Source organism: Pseudomonas sp. LPH60 (genome assembly GCF_030718165.1).
GTDB lineage: Bacteria > Pseudomonadota > Gammaproteobacteria > Pseudomonadales > Pseudomonadaceae > Aquipseudomonas > Aquipseudomonas danubii.
The window spans coordinates 70,011-87,831 of the sequence record NZ_JAVAJH010000004.1 but is presented as its reverse complement, the minus strand read 5'-3'; the positions used below and the strand labels follow the sequence as shown (position 1 = coordinate 87,831).

Below are 17,821 nucleotides of genomic sequence, written 5' to 3'. Positions count from 1 at the left end.
GAATATGTTGCAGCCTGAAGTCGTCGCATTCCGCTTACAGCGGGGTGCCGAGCAGGACATGGGAGGCAGAGAACTGCACCTGGACCGGTTTGCCCTCTGTCATTTCCAGCGTCTTGAGCCGGTGCGGCTCGGCCAGGGCGCAGAGGGTCTGGCCGTTGGGCAGGGTGATGCGCACCTCGCAGGGGCCGTCTTCGGCGTCGAGAATCTGCTCGACGGTCCCGCTCAGGCAATTGTGTCCAGTTGTTACTTGGGCGTCGGCAGGGTGCAGGTCCAGCCAGCCGGCCTTGATCAAGGCCACCACTTCAGTGCCGGTTTCCAGTTCCAGGCGCTGGGTGCTGTCGTGGGTGATCTGCGCTTTGAGGAGCAGGCCTTCTGGCAGCTCCAGGCTGATCAGGTCATTGCAGCCTAGAGGTGCGATCTCGCGGATCTTGCCGTGCAGCTGGTTGCGGGCACTGGTGCGCAGCATCAGGCGCCCCAGCAGATCGAGATCGCTGGCATCTTCTGCGGCTTCCAGCACTTGGGCCTGCAGTGCTTGCAGGCGTTGGTAAAGCCGCAGCACGCGTTCGCCCTCGGCGGAGAGTTTGGCCCCGCCACCGCCCTTGCCGCCGACGTTGCGCTCTACCAGCGGGCGCTGAGCCAGGTTGTTGAGCTCATCGATGGCATCCCAGGCGGCCTTGTAGCTCAGGCCGGCGCTTTTGGCCGCGCGGGTGATGGAACCCTGTTCGGCAATGTGTTGCAGCAGGGCGATGCGTTGCGGGCGGCGGGCGATGTGCTGGGTCAACAGAGTGGGCAAGGACATGGCAGGGACGCTTTGGGCACTGAAGATGGACAGGGAGTTTGCGGTTTGAGCGATGAGAGTCAAGTCAGTCGGGGGTGTCGGGTCTTGCGGTTCGGGCCAGGCAATAGACATCCACTTGACGGGCGCCGGCATTGATCAGCATCCGGGCCAGGGCCTGGGCAGTGGCACCTGTGGTGAGGACGTCGTCCACCAGGGCCAGGTGGCGGCCGGCCACAGGCGCGTCGGCGGCGAGGGCGAAGGCCTGGCGCAGGTTGCGCTGACGGGCACGTGCCCCCAGGCCTTGTTGTGCCGGGGTGTCCTGGGTGCGCAGCAGCAGAAGGGGCTCCACCGCCAGTTGCAGGTGTTCTCCCAGCCACTGGGCCAGCATGCCGGCCTGGTTGAAGCCTCGCTGGCGCAGGCGTCGACGGGACAGCGGCACCGGCAGCAGGCAGTCTGGCCGGGGCAGGCCTTCATCGTAGCGATAGTGAAGGAATTGGCTGAGAAGTTCGGCCATCAGTCGGCCAAAAGGCCACTTTTCATGATGTTTGAAACGACTGATCAGGCTGTCCACCGGAAAATCGTAACGCCAGGGGGCGATGACCCGTCGAAACGCGGGGAGACGTTGCAGGCACTGGCCACAGGTCAGGCTGGCGGCGGGCAGGGGCAGGGCGCAGACCGAGCATTGAGCGCCGAGCCAGGGCAGTTCGTCCTGACATGAACTGCACAGGGCCAGGGCTGAATCGCTGGGTTCATCGCAAAGCAAACAGAGTTGTTTGTTTTTTGACCAGATGTAAACTGGTCCTTTGTATTCGGGTTGACAGTGCATGGCTCTTCCTTAAATATGCCGAACATCCGTGTTGCGGCTGTGGACTTTCCCTGTCCTGCGCCGCTTGCCAAGCATAATCAAGGAATCGCCCATGAGCGCCAGCACCACCGCTACCCTGCGTCATGACTGGACTTTGGCTGAAGTCAAAGCCCTGTTCGTCCAGCCATTCAATGACCTGCTGTTCCAGGCGCAGACGGTGCACCGCGCGCATTTCGATGCCAATCGGGTCCAGGTTTCGACCCTGCTGTCGATCAAGACCGGCGCCTGCCCGGAAGATTGCAAATATTGTCCGCAGTCCGGCCACTACAACACCGGCCTGGAAAAGGAAAAGCTCCTGGAAGTGCAGAAGGTGCTGGAGGAGGCCGCTCGGGCCAAGGCCATCGGCTCTACGCGTTTCTGCATGGGCGCCGCCTGGAAGCACCCTTCGGCCAAGGACATGCCCTATGTGCTGGAGATGGTCAAAGGCGTGAAGGCCATGGGCCTGGAAACCTGCATGACCCTGGGCCGTCTCGATCAGGACCAGACCGAGGCCCTGGCCAAGGCCGGCCTGGACTACTACAACCACAACCTCGACACCTCGCCGGAGTTCTACGGCAGCATCATCACCACCCGCACCTACAGCGAGCGCCTGCAAACCCTGGCCTACGTGCGTGACGCCGGGATGAAGATCTGTTCCGGCGGCATTCTCGGCATGGGCGAGTCCCTGGACGACCGCGCCGGCCTGCTGATCCAGCTGGCCAACCTGCCGGAGCATCCGGAGTCGGTGCCGATCAACATGCTGGTGAAGGTGGCCGGCACGCCGCTGGAAAATGCTGAGGACGTGGACCCATTCGACTTTATCCGCATGCTCGCCGTGGCACGGATCCTCATGCCGCAATCCCACGTGCGCCTGTCTGCCGGCCGCGAAGCAATGAACGAGCAGATGCAGGCCCTGGCCTTCTTCGCCGGTGCCAATTCGATTTTCTACGGCGACAAGCTGCTGACCACCGCCAACCCGCAGGCCGACAAGGACATGCAGTTGTTCGCGCGCCTGGGCATCCAGCCCGAAGCCCGGGAAGAGCACGCCGACGAAGTGCATCAAGCGGCCATCGAGCAGGCCCTGGTGGAGCAGAAGAGCAGCGAGCAGTTCTACAACGCTGCCGTCTGACCTTCTGTGGTAGGAGCCGGCTGGCCGGCGAACCCCGTGAACGGCGCAAGTGCGACGGGTTTCGCGTCGTCTGTTTCGCTGGCAAGCCAGCTCCTACGGGTAATGTGTCTGTGAGCCAATATCGAGGCCAGCATGTCTTTTGATCTCGCAGCACGGCTTGCAGCCTGTCGTGCTGAACATCTGTATCGCCAGCGTCCGCTGCTGGAGAGCCCTCAGGGGCCGCAAGTGGTGGTGGACGGCCAGCCATTGCTGGCTTTCTGCAATAACGACTACCTGGGCCTGGCCAATCACCCGCAGGTGATCGAAGCCTGGCGCGCTGGTGCCAGCCGCTGGGGCGTGGGCGGCGGCGCTTCCCATCTGGTGATCGGTCACAGCGCTCCTCATCACGCTTTGGAAGAAGCCCTGGCCGAGTTCACGGGGCGCCCGCGGGCGTTGCTGTTTACCACGGGCTACATGGCCAATCTCGGTGCGGTCACGGCGTTGCTCGGGCAGGGCGACACGGTGCTGGAAGACCGTCTCAACCACGCTTCCCTGCTGGATGCCGGCCTGCTCTCTGGTGCGCGCTTCAATCGCTATCTGCACAACGATGCAGGGAGCCTGGTCAAACGCCTGGAGAAGGCCACTGGCAACACCCTGGTGGTCACTGATGGGGTGTTCAGTATGGACGGCGATGTCGCCGACCTGCCGGCCCTGGCCCGGGAAACCAAGGCCCGCGGTGCCTGGCTGATGGTGGACGATGCCCATGGCTTTGGTCCGCTAGGGGCCAACGGTGCCGGGCTGGTGGAACACTTCGGCCTGGGGCTGGATGAAGTGCCGGTGCTGGTGGGCACCTTGGGCAAGGCCTTCGGTACCGCTGGGGCCTTTGTCGCCGGTAGTGAGGAGTTGATCGAAACACTGATCCAGTTCGCCCGGCCCTACATCTATACCACCAGCCAACCGCCGGCACTGGCCTGCGCCACGCGCAAGAGCCTGGAGTTGCTACGCAGCGAGCACTGGCGGCGTGAGCACCTGGCGAATCTGATTCGTCAGTTCCGGCTGGGGGCCGAGCAGATTGGCTTGGAACTGATGGACAGCTTTACCCCGATCCAGCCAATCATGGTGGGCGACAGTGCCCGGGCCATGGAGTTGTCACGGATGCTGCGTTCGCGGGGGATCATGGTTACCGCCATCCGTCCGCCGACCGTGCCGGCCGGCAGTGCGCGGCTGCGGGTGACGTTGTCCGCCGCCCACAGCGAGGCGCAGGTCCAGCTATTGTTAAGCGCGTTGGCGGATTGTTTCAGTGAACTGCAAACGAGGCCTAGCCATGCGTGATCGACTGATCCTGTTGCCGGGCTGGGGGCTGGGGGTGTCGCCCCTGGAACCTTTGGCTGCCGCTTTGCAGGGGCTGGATGAACACTTGCGGGTGGAGATCGAGCCCCTGCCGGAGCTGACGTCCAGCGATCTGCAGGCATGGCTGGACGAGCTCGACGATGCGCTGCCGGATGACGCCTGGCTGGGGGGCTGGTCCCTGGGCGGCATGCTCGCCGCGGAGTTGGCGGCCCGACGCGGCGAGCGCTGCTGCGGTTTGTTGACCCTGGCCAGCAATCCCAGCTTCGTTGCTCACGAGCAATGGTCCAGTGCCATGGCCGCTGAGACCTTTGGCGGCTTCCTGGCCGGCTGCGCCGCTGATCCGCGCACCACCCTCAAGCGCTTTTCCCTGCTGTGTGCCCAGGGCGCCGTCGATCCCCGCGGCTTGTCGCGGATGCTGCTGGGCGGGGCGCCGGCGACGCCGGGGGCGGTGCTGATGGCGGGTCTGGAGTTGTTGGCGCAGTTGGATACGCGCGAAGCCTTGCTGGCTTTTCGTGGCCCGCAGTTGCACCTGTTCGCCGGGCTGGATGCTCTGGTGCCTGCCGAGGCGGCCGCCGAGTTGCTGGTATTGCTGCCGGATATAGAAGTTGGCCTGATCGAGCAGGCCAGCCACGGTTTTCTTCTGGAGGACCCCCACGGAGTGGCGGGGGCGATCCAGGCTTTTTTGCATGAGTCCGGCGATGACTGATTTGTCTGTTCCTGTCTTACCCGCAGGCCTGCCTGACAAGCGTCAGGTGGCGGCTTCGTTTTCCCGCGCCGCAGCCACTTACGACAGCGTTGCCGAGTTGCAGCGCACGGTCGGCCAGCAATTGCTGAGCCGTTTGCCTGAAGGCTGGACGCCTGCGCGCTGGCTGGACCTGGGCTGTGGTACGGGGCATTTCAGTCGAGTGTTGGGGGCACGCTTCGCCGGCAGTCAGGGGCTGGCCCTGGATATTGCCGAGGGCATGCTCAAGCACGCGCGGCCCCTGGGTGGCGCCGAGCACTTTTTCGCTGGAGATGCTGAGCGCCTGCCGTTGCAGGGCAGCAGCTGCGAGCTGATTTTCTCCAGCCTGGCGGTGCAGTGGTGTGCCGACTTTGCTGCCGTGCTCAGTGAAGCCCAGCGGGTGCTCAAGCCGGGCGGTGTGCTGGCTTTTGCCAGTCTGTGCGTCGGCACTTTGCAGGAGCTGCGTGAGAGCTGGGGGCGGGTCGATGGGCAGGTCCACGTCAATCGCTTTCGTGAGTTCGCACGCTATCGCCACTTGTGCGATGCCAGTGGTTTGCGCGTACGTAGCCTGGAGAGCGTTCCCCATGTTCTGCATTACCCGGATGTGCGTAGTCTGACCCATGAGTTGAAAGCCTTGGGTGCACACAATCTGAATCCCGGTCGTCCCGGCGGCCTCACCGGACGCGCGCGTATCGCCGGGTTGATCGAGGCTTACGAGGGGTTTCGTCAGCCCCAGGGGCTGCCGGCGACCTATCAGGTGGTGTATGCCGTGTTGGAGAAACCGCTATGAGTGCTGCCTATTTCATTACTGGCACCGACACCGATGTGGGTAAAACCACCATTGCCGCGGGACTGTTGCATGCGGCGCGGCTGGCCGGGCTGAGTACCGCGGCAGGCAAACCTGTGGCTTCCGGGTGCGAGTTGAGCGCCAAGGGCCTGCGCAATGCCGATGCTCTGGCATTGCTGGCGCAGTTGTCGTTGCCGTTGAGCTATGAAGAGGTCAATCCGGTCGCCTTCGAGCCGCCCATCGCACCGCATCTGGCGGCACGAGAGGCCGGGGTGGCATTGACGGTGCAGTCATTGCTGACGCCCATGCGCCACATTCTGGCCAAGGGGGCGGATTTCACCCTGATCGAAGGCGCGGGTGGCTGGCGAGTGCCCCTGGCGGATCAGGACAACCTGTCGGATCTGGCCATGGCGCTGGGCTTACCGGTGATTCTGGTGGTGGGCGTGCGACTGGGCTGCATCAATCATGCGTTGTTGACGGCCGAGGCCATTGCTCAGGACGGTCTGCAACTGGCGGGCTGGGTGGCCAATATCATCGATCCCAAGACCTCTCGTCTGGAAGAAAACCTCGCGACTTTGGCGGAGCGCCTGCCTGCGCCGTGCCTGGGCCGAGTGCCGCGACTCAAGTCAGCCAGTGCCGAGGCAGTGGCCGAACACCTGCAGTTGGATCTGCTGGACTAGATTTTGCCTATGGCAAGGCATATTGCCATTAGTGTTTTTGACGGGTGTTTTTTTGACAGGTCTGCTTCAATAACACCTGTCATTCATTTTCAAGGTCGAGTTCTCTTATGGAAATTTCCGGGAACAGCGCTTTCTACGCCGGACTGAACGCGATTCAGACTGGGCAGAATCGTGTCGATCAAGGTTCCAGCCAGATCGCCAGCAGCGCCGTTGAGCGCTCTGCCGACAGCCAGGCGTCGGCGGATTCGGTCAATCGCCTACGGGGCGTTGATCGCAGCCAGAGTTCGGACCTGGCCAGCAGTATGGTCGAGATGTCCATGGGCAAGGTCCAGGTGGAACTGGGCGTCAAAGTTGCCAAGGCCTCTGATGAGGTACTCGGTACCCTGATCGATACCTACGCTTGATCACTCTGCGCTAAAGCCCGCTTCTCTCACGCGAGGCGGGCGTTTGCTCATGCCTTTCCCTTCTGTGGTTCCTCTTCTTCATTTCTTTGTGTAACTGATCGTCGGCGAGCCGGCTTCTACACTTCACGGCAGCGCTGTGGGTATTTGCCTGCGCGTGCATTTTGTTTCGATGACGAAAGGCATGGGAGCGACGCTTGACAAGATTTGGGCCTAAACGTATGTTTCAAACACCTGTTTGACCGCTATAAAAAATCAACGCGGTTGTTCATTCCCGGTTACATCAGCAGAGGTTTATCGCTATGCCTGACTACAAGGCCCCCTTGCGTGATATTCGCTTCGTTCGTGACGAACTGCTCGGCTATGAGGCGCACTATCAGAGCCTCCCGGCTTGCCAGGACGCCACTCCGGACATGGTTGACGCCATTCTCGAGGAAGGTGCGAAGTTTTGTGAGCAGGTACTGGCGCCGCTGAACCGTGTGGGCGACCAGGAAGGTTGCACCTGGAGTGAATCCGGCGTTAAGACCCCGACTGGCTTCAAAGAGGCCTACAAGCAATTCGTTGAAGGCGGCTGGCCAAGCCTGGCTCACGACGTCGCGCACGGTGGTCAGGGCCTGCCTGAATCCCTGGGCCTGGCAGTCAGCGAAATGGTCGGCGAAGCCAACTGGTCGTGGGGCATGTACCCAGGCTTGTCCCACGGCGCGATGAATACGATTTCCGAGCACGGTACTCCTGAGCAGCAAGAGGCTTACCTGACCAAGCTGGTGTCCGGCGAGTGGACCGGTACCATGTGCCTGACCGAGCCGCATTGCGGCACCGACCTGGGCATGCTGCGCACCAAGGCCGAACCTCAGGCTGATGGTTCCTACAAGGTCACCGGTACCAAGATCTTCATCTCCGCCGGTGAACACGACATGGCCGACAACATCGTCCATATCGTTCTGGCCCGTCTGCCGGACGCACCGGCCGGCACCAAAGGCATTTCGCTGTTCATCGTGCCCAAGTTCCTGCCTAACGCTGACGGCAGTGTCGGCCAGCGCAACGCGGTCAGCTGCGGTTCCCTGGAACACAAGATGGGCATCCACGGTAACGCCACCTGCGTGATGAACTTCGACGCGGCCACCGGTTTCCTCATCGGCCCGGCGAACAAAGGCCTGAACTGCATGTTCACCTTTATGAACACCGCGCGTCTGGGCACCGCTCTGCAGGGCCTGGCCCACGCCGAGATCGGCTTCCAGGGTGGCCTGAAATACGCTCGCGACCGTCTGCAAATGCGCTCCCTGACTGGCCCGAAAGCGCCGGACAAGGCCGCGGACCCGATCATCGTGCACCCTGACGTACGTCGCATGCTGCTGACCATGAAAGCCTTCGCCGAAGGTAACCGGGCGATGGTGTACTTCACTGCCAAGCAGGTCGACATCGTCAAATACGGTGTGGACGAAGAAGAGAAGAAGAAAGCCGATGCACTGCTGGCTTTCATGACTCCGATCGCCAAGGCATTCATGACCGAAGTCGGCTTCGAGTCCGCCAACCACGGTGTGCAGATCTACGGTGGCCACGGTTTTATCGCCGAGTGGGGCATGGAGCAGAACGTTCGCGACAGCCGTATCTCGATGTTGTACGAAGGCACCACTGGCATCCAGGCTTTGGACCTGCTGGGCCGCAAAGTGCTCATGACTCAGGGCGAGGCCCTCAAGGGTTTCACCAAGATCGTCCACAAGTTCTGCCAGAACAACGAAGGCAACGAAGCCGTTAAGGAATTCGTCGCTCCGCTGGCGGCACTGAACAAGGAATGGGGCGAGCTGACCATGAAAGTGGGCATGGCCGCGATGAAGGACCGTGAAGAAGTGGGCGCTGCTTCGGTGGACTACCTGATGTATTCCGGTTATGCCTGCCTGGCCTACTTCTGGGCCGACATGGCCCGTCTGGCGGCTGAAAAGCTGGCAGCCGGCACTACCGAAGAGGCTTTCTACACGGCCAAGTTGCAGACTGCGCGCTTCTACTTCCAGCGCATCCTGCCGCGCACCCGCACTCACGTTGCAACCATGCTGTCGGGCGCCAACAACCTGATGGACATGAAGGAAGAGGACTTCGGCCTGGCCTACTAAGCCTTACCGGACCTTTCAGAAAGCCGTTCGCCCTCCGGGTCGAGCGGCTTTTTTGTGTCTGCAGAATCTTCATGAAAATTCCCGACTAAATCGCTAAGCAGAAGCGATTTCCTGCCGTTAAAGAGATGGCAATGTGATGTCTGTCACACCGCGTGTGCTTAACTTCAATAAATGAAGGCACAATGCCATCTATTGATCAGCCGGGTCGGAGTTTTACCCTTGCCGCGTTCTTCCGCTGTACGTTTCAGTCATTTCCTACCGTCTTTGCTGCTTTTGCTTGCGGGGCTGGCGGCCGCTTACGTCAAGGACCTCAACGTCTTCTTCACTTCGCTGTTCAATGTGCTACCAACGCTGGTGCTGTTGCTTGGCGGAGCCTATTGCGCTGTGTACCGGCGCCAGCGTGAACTGTTTTTGATGGTCACGGTGTACATCGCCTATTTTCTGCTGGATACCCAAACCGATTTCTACCGGGATAACGGCAGGGTCCGCGAAGATGCCGCGGTGGTATTCCACCTTTGCTGCCTTTTGCTCCCCTTGTTGTTTGGCCTGTTCGCAGCCTGGCAGGAGCGTACCCACCTGTTTCAGGACATGGTTGCGCGTTTTGCCGTGTTATTGGCGTTTGGCAGCGTCGCCCTGGGCCTGGAGCAGAGTTACCCACAGGCGTTGCTGAACTGGCTGGCAGAGATCCGTTGGCCGGCTTTGCATGGCAGTTGGATGAGTCTGATCCAGTTGTCTTATCCGGTATTCTTCGCGGCATTCCTGCTGCTGGCGATCCAGTACTGGCGCAGTCCGCGACCGCTGCACGCAGCGCAGTTGGTGGGCTTGTTGGGTTTGTTCTGGATGCTGCCCAAGACGTTCATCCTGCCATTCACCCTGAACATCATGTGCAGTCAGGTCATGTTGATGATTGCTGCGGCGGTGGCCCATGAGGCTTACCAGATGGCGTTCCGTGACGAGTTGACCGGCTTGCCGGGGCGCCGGGCGCTCAATGAGCGCATGCAGCGTCTGGGTCGCAATTATGTGCTGGCCATGACTGACGTCGATCACTTCAAGAAATTCAACGACACCCACGGTCACGATGTCGGGGATCAGGTGCTGCGTCTGGTGGCCAGCAAGCTGTCAAAAGTCACTGGTGGTGGGCGCGCCTATCGTTACGGAGGGGAAGAGTTTGCCGTGGTATTTGCCGGCAAGACCCTGGACGAGTGCATGCCGCACCTGGAGATGATTCGCGAGATCATCGCTACCTACAACATTCAGTTGCGCAATCAGGACAACCGCCCCCAGGACGACCAGCAAGGCCGCCAACGCCGCGGCGTTGCTGCGGCATCCAGTGTTTCGGTGACCATCAGCATCGGTGTCGCCGAGCGACTGATGGAGCACCGGACCCCCGAAGAAGTGCTCAAGTCCGCCGACCAGGCGCTCTACAGTGCCAAGGGTGCGGGGCGTAACTGTGTCATGGCCTTCGGGCAGAATCGCCGTGGCGCAGTGCGCATGGATACGGCTGCGGGTTGAGTGATGATGGCGCATTCAGCGACTTGAACGTCATTGGCAGGCTGAGGACGGCGGCAGTAGGTTGGAGAAACCTGCTGCCGGAGAAATCATCATGCCCGAGTATCAAGCTCCCCTGCGCGACATGCGCTTCCTGATCGATCATGTCTTCGACTTTCATGGCAGTTACGCCGCACTGGGAGCCAGCGATGCCAGCCCGGACATGGTCAGCGCGATCCTCGAGGAAGGGGCGAAGTTCTGCGAGAACGTCCTGGCTCCGCTGAACCGCTCCGGTGACGAGGAGGGCTGCCATTTCGACAATGGCGTAGTGACCACCCCCAAGGGTTTCAAACAGGCTTTCGCCCAATACGTCGAAGGCGGTTGGCATGGTTTGGCCGCCGATCCTGCCTATGGCGGCCAGGGGCTGCCCCATTCCCTGGGGCTGGTGATCAGCGAGATGGTGGGCTCCAGCAACACTTCCTGGGGCATGTACCCGGGGCTGACCCATGGTGCGATGTCGGCGATTCATGCCCATGGCACCGACGAACAGAAGCTGCTGTACCTGAACAAACTCACCGCCGGGCAGTGGACCGGCACCATGTGCCTGACCGAAGCCCATTGCGGTACCGACCTGGGCCTGATCAAGACCCGAGCGGTGCCAGAGGCCGATGGCAGTTATGCGTTATCGGGGAGCAAGATTTTCATCTCTGCCGGCGAGCACGACCTGAGTGAAAACATCATTCACCTGGTGTTGGCCAAACTGCCGGACGCACCGGCCGGGACCAAAGGCATTTCCCTGTTCATCGTGCCCAAGTTCCTGCCGGACGTAGCAGGTGAGGTCGGTGAGCGCAACGGAGTGAGTTGCGGCTCCATCGAGCACAAGATGGGAATCAAGGCTTCGGCTACCTGTGTACTGAACTTCGACGGCGCCAAGGGCTTCCTGATCGGCGAGGCCAATAAAGGCCTGAACTGCATGTTCACCATGATGAATCACGCGCGCCTGGGCACCGGAATGCAGGGGCTGTGCCTGGGGGAGGCGAGCTTTCAAGGTGCGATCAAGTACGCCAACGATCGTTTGCAGATGCGCGCTCTGACCGGGCCCAAGGCGCCGGACAAGGCGGCTGACCCGATCATCGTCCACCCCGATGTACGGCGCATGCTGCTGACCATGAAGGCGTTCAATGAAGGCAACCGGGCCCTGGCCTATTTCACCGCCCAATTGCTGGATGTGGCTCATCTGAGCGCCGATCCGGCCCAGCGTCAGGACGCCGAGAACCTCCTGGCGTTCCTGACTCCGATCTGCAAGGCCTTCATGACCGAGACGGGCCTTGAGGTGACCAACCACGGCATGCAGGTGTTTGGCGGTCACGGCTACATTCGTGAGTGGGGCATGGAGCAACTGGTGCGCGATTGTCGTATCGCCCTGATCTATGAGGGCACCAACGGCATCCAGGCTCTGGACTTGCTGGGCCGCAAGGTGCTGGGCAGCCAGGGCAAGCTGTTACTGGGGTTTACCAAGATCGTTCATAAGTTCTGTGGGGCACATGCCGAGCATCCTCAGCTCAAGGCCTACATCGCGCAACTGGATGGCTTGAACCGTCAATGGGGCGAGTTGACCACCCGGGTGGGCATGGCCGCCATGAAAAATCCGGATGAAGTGGGGGCCGCAGCCCTGGATTACTTGATGTACAGCGGCTACATCGTTCTGGCCTATCTCTGGCTGCGTATGGCCCTGGTGGCACAGCAACGACTCGATGCAGGTGAAGGCGGCGGCGATTTCGCCACCGCCAAGCTGGCCACCTGTGCGTTTTACTTCAAGCGACTGCTGCCACGTACCGGCGCCCATCTGGCGGCAATTGAAGCTGGCGGTGATTGCCTGATGAGCCTGCCGGCGCAGATGTTCGCTTTGTAAGTACGCTGATGTGCCCTGGACAAGGCCCGCTTCTCGCGGGCTTTTTCTTGTGGCTATTTGGCTGTGACTAAAATTAACAATAAAGTCATGAGTTGACCCTATGTGTCGCAAAAGTTGTTCGGTTACACTCGACTTTTCGTAAATGGGCCCGTTCCGGCCCGCTTGTTTAGATCTTGCGAGGTTTGCCATGGCTGACTACAAAGCGCCCCTGCGCGATATGCGCTTCGTCCTCAATGAAGTCTTCGAGGTCGCCAAACTCTGGGCTCAACTGCCAGCTCTGGCCGAGACTGTGGACGCCGAGACTGTTGAGGCGATTCTGGAGGAAGCGGGCAAAGTCACCGCCCGCAGCATCGCTCCGCTGAGTCGCGGTGCCGACGAGGAAGGCTGTCATTGGAACGATACCGTCGTAACCACTCCCCAAGGATTCACCCAGGCTTATCAGACCTACGCCGAAGGCGGTTGGGTCGGCGTGGGCGGTGATCCCGAGTTCGGCGGCATGGGCATGCCCAAGGCGGTATCCGCCCAGGTCGAGGAAATGGTCAACTCCGCGAGCCTGGCATTTGGCCTGTATCCGATGCTGACGGCGGGAGCTTGCCTGTCGATCAATGCCCACGCCAGCGAAGAGCTGAAAGCCACTTACCTGCCAAACATGTACGCCGGTGTCTGGGCCGGTTCCATGTGCCTGACCGAGCCCCATGCCGGCACCGACCTGGGCATCATCCGTACCAAGGCCGAACCTCAGGCTGACGGTTCCTATGCCATCAGCGGGACCAAGATCTTCATTACCGGTGGTGAGCACGACCTGACGGAAAACATCATTCACCTGGTGCTGGCCAAACTGCCGGATGCGCCGGCCGGGCCTAAGGGGATCTCCCTGTTTCTGGTGCCCAAGTTCATGGTCAACGCCGACGGTAGCCTGGGTGAACGCAACCCGGTGAGTTGCGGCTCGATCGAACACAAGATGGGTATCCAGGCCTCGGCCACTTGTGTGATGAACTTCGATCAAGCGATAGGTTATCTGGTGGGCGAGCCGAACAAGGGCTTGGCAGCGATGTTCACCATGATGAACTACGAGCGCCTGGGTGTCGGTATCCAGGGCCTGGCCACCGGTGAGCGCTCCTATCAGAACGCGGTGGAGTATGCCCGTGACCGCCTGCAGAGTCGTTCACCGACCGGGCCGCAAGCCAAGGACAAGGTAGCCGATCCGATCATCGTGCACCCGGACGTGCGGCGCATGTTGCTGACCATGAAGGCGGCCAACGAAGGTGGCCGGGCATTCTCCACCTATGTGGCGATGCAACTGGATACCGCCAAATTCAGCGAAGATGCCGAGACCCGCACGCGCGCGGAAAGTCTGGTGGCTTTGCTGACTCCCGTGGCCAAGGCGTTCCTTACCGACCTGGGTCTGGAAACCACGGTTCATGGCCAGCAGATTTTTGGCGGCCACGGCTACATTCGCGAATGGGGCCAGGAGCAATTGGTGCGCGACGTGCGGATCACCCAGATCTACGAAGGCACCAACGGTATCCAGGCCCTGGACCTGGTGGGGCGCAAGATCGTCGGTAGCGGTGGGGCGTTCTACCGTCTGTTCGCTGATGAAATTCGCCATTTCACCGCCACCGCCGATGCGCAACTGGGCGAGTTCACCCTGCCTTTGAACGCGGCTCTGGACAATCTGGACGAGCTGACCGCCTGGCTGTTGGATCGGGCCATCAGTAACCCCAACGAAATCGGCGCGGCTTCGGTGGAGTATCTGCAGGTCTTTGGCTACACCGCCTACGCCTACATGTGGGCCCTGATGGCCAAGGCGGCGCTGGGCAAGGAGCAGGAAGAGGATTTCTACGCCAGTAAACTGGGAACCGCGCGGTTCTATTTCGCCCGTTTGCTGCCGCGTATCCACTCCCTGACCGCCTCGGTGAAAGCGGGTAGTGAATCGCTGTTCCTGTTGCAGGCGGAGCAGTTTTAATCGTGAGAACCTTTGTAAGTCATCTCTTACATAACGTGCTGCTGATCGTCCATATCGGTAGATGACGGCTGAGGCTAATCTACTTCACATGGACGTCGCGCAGGAAGCGCAAAGCAACAACACGGACACGTAGGATTCCGCCAGGATGGTGGAGTGAAAAGGATGTCAGGGAAACAGTCTGCAAAACCCCGCTTCGGCGGGGTTTTCTTTTGTCCGGATTTTTTATTTCGGCGACGTCAACCCAGGATTTCTGGCACCGCAGTGCCGCTCAAGCGCCCGTCTTGGGTGTTCATCGAATCCTCCAATAACGTACGCAGCAGTTCCAGCGTTCCTTGCTGACGCTGCAGATCGCGACACACCAATCCGACTTTCAATGGCACCCTGGGCTCGCTCAGCGGTTTCCACAGCAGTTCCCTGTTGCTGTGCTGTTGTTGCGAGCGCCCTGGAAGTACGGTGGCCAGTCGGGTATGAGGCAGGCTGTCGAGAATACCGGCCATATTGTTCAACTCCGCTTGCACCTGGGGGCGCCGTCCCAGGTTGGCCAGCTGCGCTTGCCAGATCTGGCGGATCTGAAACTCTTCGCCCAACAGCAGCATCGGCAACTCCGCTGCCTGGCTCATGGAGACCTTCTTGAATTCGCGCAGCGGATGCTGTTCGGGGATGACCAGTGTCAGCTCATCTTCGTACAGCGGGACACCATGCAAGCCGGGTTGGCGTGGCGGCAGGTAGCTGATGCCGATGTCCAACGTGCCATTAAGCAACCGTCGTTCGATTTCCAGACCGGTCAATTCGTAGATCTGCACCACCAGATGGGGCTGGGCCTTGCGCACTCGTTCGAGCATCTGCGGCACCAGGCTGCTATGCACCGTTTGCAGTACGCCGATGGCCAGGGTACGCAGGGCCTGGCCCTTGAAGTTGCGCAGGGCCTCACGGGCTTGTTGCAGGCCATCGAGCAGGGGCAGGGCGTGATTGTAGAGAGTATGGGCGGCCAGGGTCGGCAACAGGCGCTTGCTGCTGCGTTCAAACAGGCTGACGTCGAGGTTCTGCTCTAACTGACGGATCTGCTGGGAGAGTGCCGGTTGTGAGATCGACAGGCGCTCGGCAGCACGGCCCACGTGACCTTCTTCATACACCGCGACGAAATAACGCAGTTGCTTGAAATCCATAAGTATTTCTTATCGAAAAAGCTTAAAAAACGAAATGGCCGTAAGCCCGCAAGGCGCCTAGTCTAGCGCCTATTCACAGGGCTTACAGGGCCAAGGCGCGCGATGAATACCGTTTACGTCGATGGTGTTTACATAGGCAAGGCAAAAAATCTCGGCCAGGGTCTGGTCATCGATACCGACAAGTACCCGGTTGCAAACCGTCTCTGGTTATGGCCACAAGGCCTGGGCAGCGATGAACAGGGTGATCCGCGCTTTCATACTGGCCCAGAACGAGCCCTGCACCACTATCCCGCAGAGCATTACGCCCACTGGCGCAAACGTTATCCACAGTTCGACTGGTCGGCTCCGGCCTTTGGTGAAAACCTCTCGACACGTGGCCTGACCGAAGAACAGGTGTGCCTGGGGGACATGTTCCGTTGGGGTGGCGCGCTGTTGCAGATCAGCCAGCCCCGTTCTCCTTGCTATCGCTTGAGCCAGCGTTGGGGCCTGGTGAATCTGCCCCAGCAAGCCCAGGACAATGGACGCTGTGGCTGGTTCTACCGGGTGCTCAAGCCCGGCTTTGTCCAGGCGGACGAACCCTTCGAACTGATCCAGCGCAGTTATCCCGGCCTGACCGTAGCCTGGGCCCTGCGCTGTTTTTTCCAGGAGCCTCTGGAGCATAAAGGCTTGAAAATGTTGATTGATTGTCCGGCACTGTCCTCGCGCTGGCGCGATATCGCTATCAAGCGTATGCGTACCGGCTGCGTCGAGGATTGGTCTTCACGCCTGCTGGGCCTGCCATTGGAGGGGCTGCGGGCATGAATCTGTTCAATCTGCGCCGCACTCCGCCAAGCCTGGAGGATCTGGCTATCGAGCCCTGTGCGACCGCCTCGGACGATGCCAGCGCCAGTGAGTGCCTGATGCCCAGTGTGCAGCGCCCCCAGCCGGTGTTCGTTCGTGGCCAGGGCTCCTGGTTGTGGGACAGCAATGACCGCACCTACCTGGATTTCACCCAGGCCGGGGCGGCCAACAGCCTGGGCCACAGTCCTTCGGTACTGGTCAACGCCATCGCTGCCCAGGCCCAGTCGCTGATCAATCCCGGGTCGGGTTTCTATAACCGCGGCATGCTCAGGCTTGCCGACCGGCTGTGCCGTAGTACCGGTAGCGACCAGGCCTATCTGTTGAGCAGTGGCAGCGAGGCCTGCGAGGCGGCGATCAAGCTGGCACGCAAGTGGGGTCAACTGCATCGCGGCGGCGCGGCGGGCATCATCACTGCCAGCCGCAGTTGCCATGGCCGCGGTTTTGCCGCGTTATCAGCCGCGGGCGGTGGCTCCCCAGGCAATCGTTTCGAACCTCAACTGCCAGGCTTCAGCCAGGTGCCATTCAATGATCTGCCTGCTTTGCATGCGGCGGTGGATGCTCAGACCGTGGCCATCATGCTGGAGCCGATCCAGGGGGAGGCCGGGGTCATTCCGGCGACAGAACACTACCTCAAAGGGGTCGAGCGCCTGTGTCGTGAGCTGGGCATTCTGCTGATCCTCGATGAGGTCCAGACCGGCATCGGCCGCTGCGGCACCCTCTTGGCCGAGCAGTTGTACGGCGTGCGCGCCGACATCATCACCTTGGGCAAGGGCCTCGGCGGCGGCGTGCCCCTGGCGGCGTTGCTGGCGCGGGGCAAGGCCTGTTGTTTCGAGCAGGGCGAGCTGGATGGCACCCACCACGGCAATGCATTGATGACCTCCGCCGGCCTGGCCGTGCTGGACAGTCTGCAGGAGCATGGTTTTCTGCAGCAGGTGCGCAGCAACGGGCAGTACCTGGGGCAGCAGTTGACCCAACTGGCGGCCCGTTACGCCCAGGGCGAGGTACGAGGGCATGGGTTGTTCTGGGGCATGAGCCTGGCGGACGACTCAGCGCAGGCGGTGCTCAAGGCGGCGTTGCACGAGGGCCTGTTGCTCAGTGCTGTGCAATCGGATTGCTTGCGCTTCACCCCGGCCCTGAGTGTCAGCAAGGGCAATATCGATGAAATGCTCCTGCGCCTGGCCCGGGCCTTTTCCCGCGTGCGGACCGCGCAATTGCAATGCCGCAAGGGAGTAGCCGTGTGAAATCTGGCTGATCCTGGGGCATTCGCTGACGCTCAGTCCCGAGCACATCCGACTTTACGTTGACTGAATTCCTGAACCGTCTCGCGGTATAACGCGTCGCCCCGTGTCCGATTTTTCGCACGGGGCGTTTTTTTGTCTCCGTACCGTCAGGAGGACAATGATTGCGCTGAACCCTGACACGCAGCCAGGGTCGATTGCAGGTGAGGCTCAGCCGAGCCCGACTTCTATCAGGAGCTGCCTTATGGACTTGATTCGCATCATCTTCGCCATTCTCTTGCCGCCCTTGGGGGTCTTTCTGCAAGTGGGCTTTGGCGGCGCTTTCTGGCTGAACATCCTGCTGACCCTGTGCGGATACATCCCCGGTATCGTGCACGCGGTGTACATCATCGCCAAACGCTGATTATCCAAGCTGCCCGTTCCAGCGGAGCGGG

General features: G+C 61.0%; 16 protein-coding genes. 13 read left to right on the top strand and 3 right to left on the bottom strand.

Annotated features, from left to right (window positions below; all coding sequences use genetic code 11):
- Positions 1-34: 34 nt before the first annotated feature.
- Together Q8O96_RS15170 and Q8O96_RS15165 are read right to left on the bottom strand one after the other, a co-directional pair.
- Positions 35-799: a TOBE domain-containing protein gene (locus Q8O96_RS15170; RefSeq protein WP_102861958.1), complete on the bottom strand. Its 765-nt coding sequence runs from the start codon at positions 797-799 to the stop codon at positions 35-37.
- A gap of 64 nt (positions 800-863) precedes the next feature.
- A complete protein-coding gene (locus Q8O96_RS15165) occupies positions 864-1,604 on the bottom strand; it encodes a ComF family protein (RefSeq protein ID WP_305949048.1) in 741 nt (246 codons plus the stop codon).
- A gap of 91 nt (positions 1,605-1,695) precedes the next feature.
- On the opposite strand from Q8O96_RS15165, the gene bioB reads away from it, so the two are divergent.
- The 10 genes from bioB (at position 1,696) to Q8O96_RS15115 (ending at position 14,143) form a co-directional block, all read left to right on the top strand.
- Positions 1,696-2,751 carry a biotin synthase BioB gene (bioB, locus tag Q8O96_RS15160; protein ID WP_102861956.1) on the top strand — a complete coding sequence of 352 codons (1,056 nt, stop codon included), beginning with the start codon at positions 1,696-1,698 and terminating at the stop codon, positions 2,749-2,751.
- Positions 2,752-2,883: 132 nt separating this feature from the next.
- Complete coding sequence (bioF, locus tag Q8O96_RS15155) at positions 2,884-4,062, top strand: 8-amino-7-oxononanoate synthase (protein WP_305949047.1); 1,179 nt, start codon at positions 2,884-2,886, stop codon at positions 4,060-4,062.
- On the top strand, positions 4,055-4,786 hold the full coding sequence (locus Q8O96_RS15150; RefSeq protein WP_305949046.1) for an alpha/beta fold hydrolase: 732 nt from the start codon (positions 4,055-4,057) through the stop codon (positions 4,784-4,786). The genes bioF and Q8O96_RS15150 overlap by 8 nt, the downstream gene beginning before the upstream one ends.
- Positions 4,779-5,591: a malonyl-ACP O-methyltransferase BioC gene (gene bioC / locus Q8O96_RS15145; RefSeq protein WP_305949045.1), complete on the top strand. Its 813-nt coding sequence runs from the start codon at positions 4,779-4,781 to the stop codon at positions 5,589-5,591. Before Q8O96_RS15150 ends, bioC begins: the two co-directional genes overlap by 8 nt.
- The gene (gene bioD, locus Q8O96_RS15140; RefSeq protein WP_305949044.1) at positions 5,588-6,268 is read left to right on the top strand and encodes a dethiobiotin synthase; all 681 of its coding nucleotides are present in this window, start codon (positions 5,588-5,590) and stop codon (positions 6,266-6,268) included. Before bioC ends, bioD begins: the two co-directional genes overlap by 4 nt.
- Positions 6,269-6,375: 107 nt before the next feature.
- Entirely contained in the window at positions 6,376-6,672 is a 297-nt protein-coding gene (locus tag Q8O96_RS15135) for a pyrroloquinoline quinone biosynthesis protein PqqE (RefSeq protein ID WP_102861951.1), read from the top strand.
- 299 nt (positions 6,673-6,971) lie between these two features.
- On the top strand, positions 6,972-8,777 hold the full coding sequence (locus tag Q8O96_RS15130; RefSeq protein ID WP_102861950.1) for a phenylacyl-CoA dehydrogenase: 1,806 nt from the start codon (positions 6,972-6,974) through the stop codon (positions 8,775-8,777).
- Between the two features lie 219 nt (positions 8,778-8,996).
- Positions 8,997-10,289: a GGDEF domain-containing protein gene (locus Q8O96_RS15125; RefSeq protein ID WP_102861949.1), complete on the top strand. Its 1,293-nt coding sequence runs from the start codon at positions 8,997-8,999 to the stop codon at positions 10,287-10,289.
- 91 nt (positions 10,290-10,380) lie between these two features.
- On the top strand, positions 10,381-12,177 hold the full coding sequence (locus Q8O96_RS15120) for an acyl-CoA dehydrogenase C-terminal domain-containing protein (protein WP_305949043.1): 1,797 nt from the start codon (positions 10,381-10,383) through the stop codon (positions 12,175-12,177).
- Between the two features lie 187 nt (positions 12,178-12,364).
- Positions 12,365-14,143 (top strand): acyl-CoA dehydrogenase C-terminal domain-containing protein, encoded by a 1,779-nt coding sequence (locus Q8O96_RS15115; protein WP_110594467.1) that lies wholly within the window; start codon positions 12,365-12,367, stop codon positions 14,141-14,143.
- A 236-nt stretch (positions 14,144-14,379) separates the two neighbouring features.
- Here the strand turns inward: Q8O96_RS15115 and Q8O96_RS15110 are convergent, their stop codons facing one another.
- Entirely contained in the window at positions 14,380-15,309 is a 930-nt protein-coding gene (locus Q8O96_RS15110) for a LysR family transcriptional regulator (RefSeq protein ID WP_305949042.1), read from the bottom strand.
- 102 nt (positions 15,310-15,411) lie between these two features.
- On the opposite strand from Q8O96_RS15110, the gene Q8O96_RS15105 reads away from it, so the two are divergent.
- The 3 genes from Q8O96_RS15105 (at position 15,412) to Q8O96_RS15095 (ending at position 17,790) form a co-directional block, all read left to right on the top strand.
- Positions 15,412-16,110, top strand: coding sequence for an MOSC domain-containing protein (locus Q8O96_RS15105; protein WP_102881055.1), 699 nt, complete (start codon positions 15,412-15,414; stop codon positions 16,108-16,110).
- Positions 16,107-17,390 (top strand): aspartate aminotransferase family protein, encoded by a 1,284-nt coding sequence (locus Q8O96_RS15100; RefSeq protein ID WP_102861944.1) that lies wholly within the window; start codon positions 16,107-16,109, stop codon positions 17,388-17,390. The genes Q8O96_RS15105 and Q8O96_RS15100 overlap by 4 nt, the downstream gene beginning before the upstream one ends.
- A 241-nt stretch (positions 17,391-17,631) precedes the next feature.
- The gene (locus Q8O96_RS15095; RefSeq protein WP_011063854.1) at positions 17,632-17,790 is read left to right on the top strand and encodes a YqaE/Pmp3 family membrane protein; all 159 of its coding nucleotides are present in this window, start codon (positions 17,632-17,634) and stop codon (positions 17,788-17,790) included.
- Positions 17,791-17,821: the final 31 nt, after the last annotated feature.